Raw genomic sequence first — 12,052 nt, 5'->3', positions numbered from 1 at the left:
CGGCGTTGGCCGGGAATCCGGGCCCTTCGGTTCCTCCCGCGCCGCGGCGACGGCGCTTTCCCCTGGCCGCATCACCTGTGCTGGGGACGGATACGTTGCCAAATCCAAAGCGGCGGCAGGATCGTGCCACTTGGCCGACCCCCTGCTTATGCCGAGCGCTGTCGGTTCCGGTAAGCGTCGGGGTGAAGTGGCCGCCTGCCTGCAGCAGGCAGGGCAGACAGGCCGCACTCCAAAACGTCCGGTAGTACCTTCCATGATCGTGAACAGTCCGCGTAGGGCGGATAAGCTTGCGCCATCCGCCAGAGCAGGGGGCAGGGGGCAGGGGGCAGGACATCGTAGGTTGGGGTGAGCTTGCGAACCCCAACAAATCGCCATGTCGAGTCAAAGCCGTTGGGGTTTGTCGCCCCTATCGGGGCGACCTCACCCCAACCTACGTGGGCTGCATGTTCGTAGGGAACGCCCTCTGTGGCGTTCCGAATGGCCTGCGGAACGGCAGGTCGGCCGCTCCCTACAGAAAAATGAGGTGAAACGAGGTAGTAGTCCTGGACGTAACCTTTTTCAATCATCCCTATCAGCGGCGGCATCTTCCGCAAGACTGTTGCTTTCCTTGCGCGCGGATGACCCGCTTCTTAACCTGCCTTGCTTTCTTCAAGGGCGTTCTCAAGCCGGATGAAGGCCCCGCCTGTGTCCCGGTATTCCCTGCCATGGCATGTCAGGAGCAATATCTGGTAACGCTGTGCCGCCTGGTACAGGATCGCTTTCATCCGCTCGCGGCGTTCATCATCGGAATTGACCAGGGCGTCATCCAGAATCAGGGTTACCGGCTTGCCCGCTTCGCTGAGTAAGTCGGCGTATGCCAGCCGGACCAGGACGGCCAGCTGCTCCCGGGTACCGATGCTCAGATCTTCGAAGGGCTCGGTCGCCCCGTCCCGTTCGATTCCGATGAGGATCAGGTCTTCATCGACCGTAGGGGCGGCATCCGGGATCAACCGGCGCAGGTAGGGAACGAGCCTGGCTACGACCGGTTCGGCGACGGCTGCCTTCGCCCGCCGGAGGGCAGCATCGAGGGTACGTTGCAGCAAATCGAGCGCGCGCGCATGTCGATCGGCTTGTTCCAGTTGCAAGGCCACGAATACATGGTCTGCTGTAACGGATGCCACTGCTTCGGCCAGCCCTCTCTGCCCGAGGGCACCGAGCTCCACCCTTAGATCACGGACCTCGCGCTCGAGCTGCTCGAGCTCCTGCTTGATGTCTTCGAGGGCATGTCTCGATCGTTCGAGCTCCAGCTCGACAGCCTCCGGATGCTCGGCCTCGAGTGCTCGGGTCGCCGCTTCCAGGCGGTGGCGGCTCGCGTCGACCCGTTGCTCCGTCTCCTTGAGGGTCTCCACCAACCGACCGTCCGGTGCCTCGATTCGGGCCCGTTCCAGCTCGGAGGCACAACGCCCGGCGAGTCGCTCGGCGGATATCTTCTCCGCACGGAGCCCCGCCACTGCCTCCCGCAACCCCTGGACCACCTTTTCTTCGGCGCAGACATCGCTTTCGATTGCGGCGATTTGATCTTGGAGTGTCCGGACCGCTTGCTCCAAGTCGTCTATTCCGAATTCCCGAGCGGCCATGTCACCCAGCCTGCGGCGCAGATCGTCCCCCTGCGCGCCGATGGTGCTCAGCTGGTCCTCCAAGGCCTGGAGACCTGCGGGGGCAAGTCCCTTGAGGGTTGCGGCATGCTGTGCTGCTCGGCTATCGAGCTCCCCCGAGCGACGCAGAATCGCCTCGGCGCCGGCGACGCTGTCAGTGCCCACCTCGGAAAGCCCCTGCCCGAGCTGGCGGTCCGCCCGCTCCACCTTACGCCGCAGCGCGTCCAGGTCCTCCCCACCGGGGATGACCGTAAAGCGTCCGATGCCTTCGATCCGGAGCTCGGTACGGCAGGTCAGTCGTACCGATCCGTCTCCGGCGAGTGGTTCTTCCCCCAGCTTGACTACCATGCCCGGCTCCAACCGATACGCAACCTGAGTCGCGGCGGCGTGCAGGCGCTCTTCGGCAAGATCGCGGGCCCGTTCGATCTGCTTCAGCGCTGATACCATCTCTTCCGTCACCCGGAGCGCGGCACGCTCCGATACGCACCGCCGCCGCTCGGCATCCGCGTCTCGGGCCTCCTTGAGCCTAGTGTTCAGACGCTCATGCTCCGCCACGAGATGACTGAGGGCTTCGGTATCATGGGCCAAGCGGAGCTCAGTATCTCGATCCTGCTTACGGGCCTTCAGCTCGGTGAGCTGGTCCTGGCGCTGTGCAAGCCGCCCCTTCAGCTGCGCCAACTCGGCCTCCTTTCCATGCATTGCCTGCCCAGCGGCCTGCTCCGCCTTCTGCGCCTCCCTGTGTTCGCCGATCAACCTGGTACGGGTCGCCCAGGCCTGCTTTGCCGCCTCCCATTCGGCATTGGTCCGACCGCATTGCTCCTTGCCCGCCTGGACCTCGGCCCGCAGCTCTGTCACCCGCTTGGCCGCTGCTTGCGCTAATCGGGCGCGCTCCTCGGTCTTCTCCAAGGCCCGATCTTCCCGATAGGCAAGCAGCTCCGTTTGCCGCTGCTCCAGGCGGTCCACCTTGTCTTCGTATGCCTCCAGCTCACTGCGTATCGCCTGCAGTTTCTGCCGCAGCTCGGCCTCGCGTTCCTGAAGGCGCCGGTAGTCACCGCGCGGCTTACCCCGCACGTCGAAGTACTCCCCGCGCAACGCCGTGATGCGGCGATGCAGCGTCTCGCCCCGATCGCCACCCAATAGCTCCCGCATTTCGTGCTCGAACACCGCATGGACCTGCTGGCGGGACTGATCCGTCAGGGTCACGGGCTCGTAGGCCCTTGCCTGTTCGACCCACAAGAGCCCGGCCAGGCCCTGCAGCTCCGGGCGACTGCCGCCCCGGCCCGCATAGGAGAACCCCAGGCGCTCCGCCAGATAGTCTTCCGCTTCGGGGCCTTCCCAGCGGCGGCCATCGGATGTCTCCAGGGTCGCTTCGCCATCGCGCCGACGCGAAAAGACCTTGGTGAGCCGGTATTCGATTTCATTCAGATTGAACTCCAAGGAAATCCTGGGGCTCACCACGGCGCCGTAAGGTCGAAAACGCTCCCCCACACTGCCCGTATAGCGGTCGAACAGGGCCGCACGAACGGCCTGCAACAGGGTGGATTTACCGGCCTCGTTGTAGCCGGCGATGACGTTGAGCCGAGCGGTCAGATCATGGACGGCCACCGCACCTCGGAACTGCCGAAACTGCTCCACTTCGATGGATTTGAAATGCATGGCACTCATTGCCGCAGGGCCTTGTGCTCGCGGTAGAGGATCTGCAGAGCCCTCCCTGCATCGGCCTGGTCGGGATGCCCCGCGTCGCCCTCGATGCCCACCAGGGTCTCGATCGCATCGCGCACAAAGCCGGTGGCCCCCAGCTCGGCAATCAGCGCGGCAAGATCGTCCGGACCGGTCCGGGCCAACAGCGCCGTATCATCGACCTCCAGGAAATGCAGACGGGCACGCCACCCGTCGAGCCGCTCATCGAGCTGTTGTCTCGTGGCGAGATCCACTGTGCCAGTCAGTTTCAACCGCACCAGTGTCCGCTCACTCTCACCCAAGGCGGCCAGTCGGCTATCCAGGACGGCCAGGGCTTGGTCATCCATGATGTCAAAGGTCAGCCGGACCCATCGGTAGTAGCCGACCGGGACCTTTTCCACCTGGGACGGGGCGCCGCCTTCCCGCAAGGTCACGAGCAACACATTGCCGGGCTCGTTCGTCTTAAAGCGATCCGGCTCAGGGGTGCCTGCATACCAGGTCCGGTTCGCCACCTCGAGGGTCCCATGCCAATCGCCCAAGGCCAGATAGTCGAGGCTCGCCGTTTCCACCCTGGTGTCGGCGACGGGATTGTGGGCCTCGGCTGTCTCTGGTAAACGATTCGTGACCGCACCATGCGCGAGCCCGACCCGTAAAACGCCTGCATCCGAGCGCAGGGTGTCGTACCACTCCGTCAGGTCCCCCACCTCGTGCCGCCGCCGCAAGGGGGCCGGCAGTACCACCAGCCGCCCCCCACAAAGCACGATGGGCTCAGGCCGATCGGCGAGAATGACATTTGCGGGCACGACAGCGAGCCGGCGCAGGCGGCTCCAGGCGCTCTGGGTCAAGCCCGCGTCGTGGTTGCCGGGCAGCAGCACCCAGGGGCCCTCGAACGGGGCCAGCGCATGCATGGTCCGCCGGAGGGTCTCATCCGAGACGGCGTTGTCCTCGAAAACGTCACCGGCGACGAGCACCGCGTCCACTTGACGTTCCCGCGCCAGCTCGGCGATGGCCTTGACGGTATCCAGCCGCCGCAGTCGCAGCGTGGCCCCCGCATCTCCTGGAACCTGGGCGAACTGCTTACCGAGCTGCCAGTCCGCCGTATGCAGGAGGGTTAGACTCATCAGCGTCGTGTTGTATTAGTTATACTGCCACATGGCACGATTTGCGCATTTCACTCCCTATCCCTCTGGGAGAGGGCAGGGGTGAGGACCGTAGGGCGGGAAAGCGTAGCGCATCCCGCCGTAACGCTGGGAACGCCGGCATCCTGCCGGCCAGGATTCGCCGGCAAGAGGCTGTTCCGACCCGCCTTCTCCGCGGCGCGGAGCTTCCACGTCCCCACGCGGCGCGTGGGGACGAGAAGCGACGACAAGAAGCTTGTCAATTCTGTAAATCCTGTCCGATCGGGGTTTCGCCACGAAGCTCGAGTCGGGCTCTCGTGGGCTTGAGGCGATGCCTCGTTAGCTCGTAGGATGCGGTGAGCGTGGTATACCACCTCATGGATGGCACTGACGGCCGGCGCGAACCGCATCCTACGCCCTTTGCCCAACCGACCCGACTCGCTTCCAGCCAAGTCCGGTTTCCCAAACCGCGCCATATCATTCAGGATTGCTTGCACACCCCAACGCAGTGGTACGTGCCTAACCCGATCCAGGTCCCTGCTTACGGGGTCGCTGCCAATGCTCCAGGGTAACTTGCTTGGCGCGGGTGAGTGTGAGCTTTCCGGTAGGCGCTGCACGGGAGACGACCGAGCCGGCGCCGACGGTGGCGCCGGCGCCGATCTCCACCGGCGCGACCAGGGATGCGTTGGAGCCGATGAAGGCGTCATCGCCGATCACCGTCAGGTGCTTGTGGGCGCCGTCATAGTTGCAGGTGATGGTCCCGGCACCGACGTTGACGTCGCGGCCGATTTGGGCGTCACCCACATAGGTCAGGTGATTCACCTTGCTGCCCTCGCCGACCTGGGCCTTCTTGAGCTCGACGAAGTTGCCCACGTGCACATCGTCCGCCAGCACCGCCTCTGGACGGAGCCGGGAGAAGGGACCGATACGGGCATCGGCACCGACGGCGGCACCCTCGATGACACAGTTGGCAAAGACCTGGGTGCCAGGACCGAGTGTGCAGTCCCGAAGCAGGCAATTGGGTCCGATCGCTACGCCTGCGGCCAGCCGGACATCACCTTCGATGACCACATTTACGTCGATGCTGACGTCTTCCCCGGCCTGCAGCCGGCCACGGATGTCGAGCCGGGCGGGGTCGGCGAGGGTCACGCCGCCGCGCATCAGCGCCTCCGCCCGGCGGCGCTGGAGGGAACGCTCTAGGGCCGCGAGCTGGACCCGGTCATTGACCCCATACATCTCATCCAGGGTCTCCGGATGACTGGTTGCGATCTCCACCCCCGCGCGCACGGCCAATGCCATGACATCGGTCAAATAGTATTCGCCTTGGGCGTTACGGTTCCCGATGCGCGCAAGCCAGTCATCCAGCCTGGCCCGATCCGCGATGAGAAAGCCCGTGTTGACCTCGCCGATCCGCAGCTCGTCCAACCTGGCATCTTGCTGCTCCACGCTGCGCACAACCCGCCCGGACGCGTCCCGGACGATGCGCCCGTAGCCGGTGGGATCCTCGAGCACCGCGGTCAACACGCCGAGATCGGTGGCCGCCGCGGTCTCCATCAGGCGTCGGAGGGTGGTCGGCCGCATCAGGGGTACGTCGCCGTAGAGGACCAAGATCCGGGCCATGTCCTGCATGTGGGGCATCGCCTGCATGACGGCATGACCGGTCCCCCGCTGCTCGGCCTGCTCCACCCAGATGCAGTCGTAGTCGGCCATCTGCCGGGGTACCAGCTCGCCCCCGTGGCCGTAGACGACACCTACCCGTGCCGCCCCCAAGGCATGCGCGGTGTCCAAGACATGGGCCAGGAGTGGCCTGCCGGCAAGCGGGTGTAGGACCTTCGGCATCCGCGAGCGCATCCGTTTGCCCTTTCCTGCGGCGAGCACAAGGATACCGAGTTTCATGGTCATGACGGCACCCGTTGTTTCAAAGGATAGGCTACCCCTCGGGTGCATCCCGCCCGGGTCCCGGAAAATACTTGCAACGCCTGTACCTCGGCTACTAGCGCCGGATGCTGTGTGCTCATAGACTGTGCTTCCTTCTCCCGAATCTTCACGCCAGGGCTTCTCAAATGTCAGGGGCCGTCGAGAACCCTCCCCTCACGGAGTCGGATTCTCTATCCTTCGATTATGAAAAAGCTCGTATTCATCTTAGGTATGCACCGAAGCGGCACCTCGATGTTGGCGCAGGCGATCGATTGCTTAGGTATTTCAATCCCCGGCTCTCTATTGCCGGCGATGGCGGACAATCCGAATGGATACTGGGAGCCGAGAGAGCTTGTTGCGCTGAACAATCATACACTGGAGGCCCTCGGTCGGCCCTGGTGGGACGACCGACCGTTCGAGCAGCCGGGCTTTGCCGATGAGCAACCGGGTTTTCTCCGTCAAGCCGTACCCCTGCTCGAAGGCTGGCTGGCGTCAGGGGACATCATAGCCCTCAAAGACCCTCGCCTGTGTCGCTTGTTGCCGCTCTGGTCGGAAGCTGCACATCGTCTCGGGATCAGCAGCTATGCGCTGGTGACTGTACGGCACCCGCTCAAGGTGGCGGAGTCCCTACGCCGCCGCTGGCAGGATGAAGCATCACGTCCGGCAGCGGTGGTACAAGGTGACCGGTCGATTCTACTATGGCTACGTTATCTCCTGGAAGCGGAGCAACACTCACAGGCTATGCCCCGGGCCTGGCTTACTTATGAAGACCTATTGCATGCGCCGGTGCATGGGCTGCGGCGGGGCCTGGATACACTCGGCATCTCACCGCCGCGGGCGGTCGGCGAGGCGGAGGCCGAGCTGACCGTCCTGGTCGATCCTTCACATCAGCGCAGCCACCTAAACCCCGGTGTCACACCGGAATACCGAATAGCCGAGGCCTGTTACGAACGTGTTCGGCGTTCTGCCGGATGCGATTTAGATAAGGAATCACGTGAATATTTTGCATATCAAAGCCGGGTCTTGTCCGCTATCCATGATCGATTCGGCGCCGTCAGGGGGTCGACCCCGGCAGCCTATCAGGCCGACCCCTGGGCGCCGAGGATGGTCCATGCCTTGACCAACCGGGTCCGCGCCGACGAGCTTCGCCCGCCAAAAGGCGTGCTTTTCGTAACCGGCGCCCCCCTGAGCAGGGGCCATCTGTACCGCGTGCAATACCGCATCGAGGCGCTTACCGCGTGTGGGATTCCGGTGTCCGTACTACCCGCCGGGAGCCCCCAGCTGATGACGCAGGCAAGCGACGCAGGCCTGGTCCTGGTCTACCGCTGCGAGTGGGACGCGGGTCTATCCCGACTCTACCGCTACTGCCGGCGTGTTGGGATTCCACTGGGTTTCGACATCGATGACCTGGTCTTCGAGCCCGATTACATGACGCCCGATTACTTCGATTATCTGCGGCGTCCGGAGGTCTCCGAGGCCGATTGGTACGCAAAATCCCTGCGCTATCGACAGGCGTTGCTCAAAGCCGATTTCGCCATCCTTCCCACCGAACCCCTCCGCCGAGCAGCGCATCCGCTCGTGCGGGACTCCTTTGTGATCCCCAACGGACTCGACCGGGCAAGACTCGCCGCCGCGGCGCGCCTCCCGGAACCTGCGGACAGCGGAGAGGGGCTCCGGCTCGGCTATGCAAGCGGCACGCCGACGCATCAGCGCGATTTTGGAACGATCGTCGAGCCCTTGGTCGAGATCCTGGACGCCCATCGCCGGGTCTCCTTGATTATCCTCGGGGATCTGGAGCTCCATGCGTTTCCACAAATTCTGAAATTCGGGAGCCGTATCGAACGACGCCCCAAGGTCGCCTTCGAGGAACTTCCGAACGAACTCTCCCGCTTCGACATCAATCTGGCGCCGCTGGAGGCAGGCAACCCCTTCTGCGAGGCAAAGAGCGAGCTCAAGTACTTCGAAGCGGCCCTGGTCGGAGTCCCGACACTCGCAACCGCCACGCCGCCGATGCGTTCCGCCATTCTCCAAGGCGAGACCGGATACTGCTGTGACTCGAAAGCCCAATGGCGATCTTGGCTGGACAGACTCATCCGTGACGACGGACACCGTGCCGAGATCGGTCGCCGGGCCCGTAGTCATGCGTTGACCGAATATGGACCCGATGCCCAACGGGATGTATTGCTTTCGGTTCTGGCGGAAGCGCTGGGGCGCTATCCCAAGGGCCGTACCGGCCAACTAATCAGAGCGATTCGGAAAGCGTTCGCCTAGCCAACGTCGCTCCTTTCTCAGTACCCATCGCAGCCATGCCAGGGTAAGGCTCGACGGGCGGTACTTTCGTTCAGTCTGGCGTACCCGACGGGGGGGAGGCAGCGGGCTGGGTACCGAGATTTCGAGGAAGGCGTAGACCGAACGCAGCGTTTCCTCGTAGCGGCGGCCCAGTGCCTCGGAATGTAGGAGCAGAATCTGCCCCTTCGGAAAGTAGCTTCCCAGGGTATCAAGCTGGCGCCTATAGCGACTGCGATCGACGTAAGAAAAGGTCGTGCGGTGAGTCGTCCGGCCACCCCGGAATACGGACGCGGCTAAGCGCCTTACCGGTTCCAGGCACAGCGCCGGGTCCACCGGCCAAGATTCCCGGCCCCGGTTGCGCTCCATCGCGTAGGCCGACAAGGCGCGTTCCAAGGGATCGCGCAGCAAAACGATCAGCTTCAAACGCGGGTTGTAATGATGTAGACCGGCGATTGCCTCGGGAAAGTAGAGATAGGAGGGGGTAGCCTCGCCGACCATAGGTTCGCCGCGATAGTGGTCGAAATAGCCATGATAAAAACGATCGAGTCGTTGCGGTGCGAATCCTACCGACGCGAGCGAATCAAACAGATGGACCTCTTTTCCCCAGGCCATGCACACCGACGGATGCTCGGCTAGGTATCGGGCCAGGGCGGTCGTACCGCACTTCTGGGCCCCAATGATCATGAAGTTGACCAGCGGAGACGGCAGTTTCCGTGAACCCTTCATCAATACGACCGGCTTCAAGATGCCGAGCTCTCTCCGAGTATGATGTTAAAGGATAACTTCTCCTAAACCGCAGAGACGCTGAAGACGCGGAGAAAGCGATCAGAAAGAATGTTTCTGCCTGATTCTTTTCATCTCAACCGAACCTGTCATCTCGACCGAAGGGAACTGTCATCCCGAGCATAGCGAGGGATCTTCAAAACCAACCCACACGGAGGTCTTTCCAGTGAGGATTCATCCTAATGATATCGTCTAGGCACAAGATTTCTCGCTGCACTCGAAATGACAACTTGAAACCGGCAGTCGCCCAACTGAACCACTTAAAATTTAACTACCACCCGGTACTATAGTACGAGGCTTTTCAAGCCATCCCGTCTTGCATGAGTTCCTGGGGTGTGGGATCGCGGATTTCCCTGATCTTCACCTCGACACGCAGGTCCTTTCCGGCGAGCGGGTGATTGGCATCCAAGGTAAGCTGTCCGTCCTCGATCTTGGTGACGTAAAAGGTCTTGACGTCGCCCGACTCGCTCTGCATCTGCACCTCGGCGCCCACATGACGGAACTGGGGCGGAACATTATCGATGGCATCGGTAAAGGTAAGGTTCGGGTCGTGGGGGCCCATGCCTTGATCCGGTCCCAACTCGAAGCGGACGCTATCGCCGGCACGCTTCCCTGCTATCGCCCGGTCCATGCCGCCGATGAGCTCGGTCCGGCCACCGTGGATGTAGCTTACGGGTAGGTCGGACTGCTCCAGCACGCCGCCGGATTGGTCGCAAATGCTGTAGGTAAGGGATACCAGTTTTTCGTTCTTGATCGTTTGGTCGGTCATATTCATTCGGATCCGGCAAACAAAGAATCACCCCTCGCGAGGGCTTCCATGGCAAGCTGCACGGATGAGGCGAGGGAAGGCAGCACGGCAGGCGATATCCCGCCCAGATAGACGGGGCGCTTCCCAGGCGCATCAAAGGCCCCGCCTCGCAATGCTTTATACTGGGCCTCCCAGCGGTGCTGGAGGTTTTGTCGTTCCCGTTCGTCGCCGGTGTTGGTTGCAATGCCGCCGTGGAGTTGGTGGAAGGTCCCCTCCCCCAGCAGAACGATCAGCTCAGACCCCTTTCGCAACACCGCCCGCCGAAAGAAGTCGAGATTGACGAACCCACCGCCGGGTAGATCGAAGCGCTCATCGAATCCGCCCAGTCGATCATAGGCATCACGGCGGATAAAAACGGCGTTGCTCTCCCCGATCGGCCGAAACCAACCGTCCAGGCAAGAGCCGGCGAGAACCGCGATTTCGAATAAGCGGTAGCCGTCTTCAGGCCAATGGATCGCTGCCAGGAGGGCGTCTTCCCGCGCCTGATCGTAGCCTGCGGCAATCGACCGATATTGCAGGTCCTCCCCCAGGTGCCAACCGAGCACCGCGACCGTAGGATCCCGGTAGGCGCGAAACGCAGCAGCGGCCAGTCCTAGCACACCCGGCGTCACCAGCCGGGCTCCATCGACCATCAAGCAGAGGATACGCCCACGGGCCCGCTCGGCGCCATAATTGAGCGCATAGGCCGGGGAAGACGGGGGATTATCGAGATAAAAATAGCGGAAATTGTCCCCGTAGGCAGCGACCCGCTCGTGCCCGAAGGGTTCGGGAGAGCCATTGTCGACCACCAGGACCTCATAGTCGATCCCCGCGCAGTGCCGTTGGTAATCTCTGGTCAGGGAGCACAGGGTGCGCGGCAGCTCCCGGGCCATATCATAGGCGACGACGACAATGGTGAGATCGAGGCGTTTCCGAAACAGCCTGCCCATACATCATTCCCAAAACACGGCCTCGACGGACCCATCCATCTGTCACAGGCAGGTCGGCTGTCCCGACATCGGAAACCTAGGTCATACTGGATGTGGGTTCCGGTATTCGATTATGTCGATAAATCCGAGCGCACTCTAACCCGACAAAATCACAGGTCTTCCCGTTTCCTCAGCACATGGTAAAGACCTTCAGTTCTAAAACGATGGCCGTGCTGTCCCTCTTCGCGCCGGTTGCGTAATCCGGGGTCGGAGTAGGTCAAGGGTTCGACCGCAGGCTTCAGCCCGAGCCCGAGGCGACGAACGCAGGCACTTCACTACCAAGGCAATCTGAAACCGTGAGGTGATGGCGAGCACAAGCATCGCTGGCCGCATCGGCAATCGTTTCCCGCAAAAAACGGTGGGGCCGCCTGCGCGGCCCCAACCACCTGCAGGGGCCTGCCATCCCCACTCGGGAATGGCAGACATCATGAACGATTAATTAGTCTTACGCGTGTAGGCATGCGCAATGGTGCTCACGTAGTTGATCTCCGGATTGCCGCGGTCACGATTCTTGATCATGAAGCCGATGGCCGGTAAGCCCTGAAATGCCCTGGTTGTATTGGCAGCATCCTTCAGAGGCAAGCCGGTCTGCGCCTCGGCATCTCTGGTTAGATCCAGCTCCAGCCAACCCTTCTTTTGAGCCAGCTTACTGACATCGACCGTTTTCGCCAGCTTGGATTCCTTGAGTTCATCAAACACCTTACTATCCTCGCTGAACTTCAGGACGTTCGTTACATAGCACAGCTTGTCCACTTCTGCCGTCTCGGCCGGCGAGTCGATGATGGTATCGCTGGCGCCTGGGCTGTTCTCTTCGCGATCGAAGAGGGTGAAGCTCACACTGCTGCACGCCATACC

Annotated in this window: 8 protein-coding genes; 1 reads left to right on the top strand and 7 read right to left on the bottom strand. The window is 62.4% G+C overall.

The annotated features are described in order from the left end of the window. Positions 1-629 precede the first annotated feature (629 nt). The 3 genes from BQ17_RS15435 to glmU all read right to left on the bottom strand — a co-directional run bounded on the left by BQ17_RS15435 (position 630) and on the right by glmU (position 6,328). The gene (locus BQ17_RS15435; protein WP_089728551.1) at positions 630-3,299 is read right to left on the bottom strand and encodes an AAA family ATPase; all 2,670 of its coding nucleotides are present in this window, start codon (positions 3,297-3,299) and stop codon (positions 630-632) included. Continuing rightward, complete coding sequence (locus BQ17_RS15430; protein ID WP_089728550.1) at positions 3,296-4,435, bottom strand: metallophosphoesterase family protein; 1,140 nt, start codon at positions 4,433-4,435, stop codon at positions 3,296-3,298. Before BQ17_RS15430 ends, BQ17_RS15435 begins: the two co-directional genes overlap by 4 nt. 516 nt (positions 4,436-4,951) lie before the next feature. Further along, complete coding sequence (gene glmU / locus BQ17_RS15420) at positions 4,952-6,328, bottom strand: bifunctional UDP-N-acetylglucosamine diphosphorylase/glucosamine-1-phosphate N-acetyltransferase GlmU (RefSeq protein WP_089728553.1); 1,377 nt, start codon at positions 6,326-6,328, stop codon at positions 4,952-4,954. A 225-nt stretch (positions 6,329-6,553) separates the two neighbouring features. On the opposite strand from glmU, the gene BQ17_RS15415 reads away from it, so the two are divergent. Next, positions 6,554-8,620, top strand: a complete 2,067-nt coding sequence (locus BQ17_RS15415) for a glycosyltransferase family protein (RefSeq protein ID WP_089728546.1) — start codon at positions 6,554-6,556, stop codon at positions 8,618-8,620. Here the strand turns inward: BQ17_RS15415 and BQ17_RS15410 are convergent. The 4 genes from BQ17_RS15410 to BQ17_RS15395 form a co-directional block, all read right to left on the bottom strand. Continuing rightward, entirely contained in the window at positions 8,588-9,382 is a 795-nt protein-coding gene (locus tag BQ17_RS15410) for a sulfotransferase family protein (protein ID WP_141699317.1), read from the bottom strand. The two genes, BQ17_RS15415 and BQ17_RS15410, sit on opposite strands and share 33 nt — an antisense overlap. 340 nt (positions 9,383-9,722) lie before the next feature. Continuing rightward, a complete protein-coding gene (locus tag BQ17_RS15405; RefSeq protein ID WP_256091630.1) occupies positions 9,723-10,196 on the bottom strand; it encodes an FKBP-type peptidyl-prolyl cis-trans isomerase in 474 nt (157 codons plus the stop codon). Beyond that, positions 10,193-11,158, bottom strand: coding sequence for a glycosyltransferase family 2 protein (locus BQ17_RS15400; RefSeq protein WP_089728540.1), 966 nt, complete (start codon positions 11,156-11,158; stop codon positions 10,193-10,195). Before BQ17_RS15400 ends, BQ17_RS15405 begins: the two co-directional genes overlap by 4 nt. A gap of 474 nt (positions 11,159-11,632) precedes the next feature. Next, the coding region (locus BQ17_RS15395) for a hypothetical protein (protein WP_218068302.1) at positions 11,633-12,052 on the bottom strand (420 nt) is incomplete at its 5' end.

This window comes from Candidatus Thiosymbion oneisti, assembly GCF_900092655.1.
Lineage (GTDB): Bacteria > Pseudomonadota > Gammaproteobacteria > Chromatiales > Chromatiaceae > Thiosymbion > Thiosymbion oneisti.
Note: the sequence above shows the minus strand (reverse complement) of the source record. Positions and strands in the feature narration are given on the sequence as shown.

Coding starts and splice junctions, on each gene's coding strand:
- glmU (WP_089728553.1), bottom strand. CDS start 6,328: ATGAAACTCGGTATCCTTGTGCTCGCCGCAGGAAAGGGCAAACGGATG.
- BQ17_RS15400 (WP_089728540.1), bottom strand. CDS start 11,158: ATGGGCAGGCTGTTTCGGAAACGCCTCGATCTCACCATTGTCGTCGTC.
- BQ17_RS15415 (WP_089728546.1), top strand. CDS start 6,554: ATGAAAAAGCTCGTATTCATCTTAGGTATGCACCGAAGCGGCACCTCG.
- BQ17_RS15405 (WP_256091630.1), bottom strand. CDS start 10,196: ATGAATATGACCGACCAAACGATCAAGAACGAAAAACTGGTATCCCTT.
- BQ17_RS15435 (WP_089728551.1), bottom strand. CDS start 3,299: ATGAGTGCCATGCATTTCAAATCCATCGAAGTGGAGCAGTTTCGGCAG.
- BQ17_RS15430 (WP_089728550.1), bottom strand. CDS start 4,435: ATGAGTCTAACCCTCCTGCATACGGCGGACTGGCAGCTCGGTAAGCAG.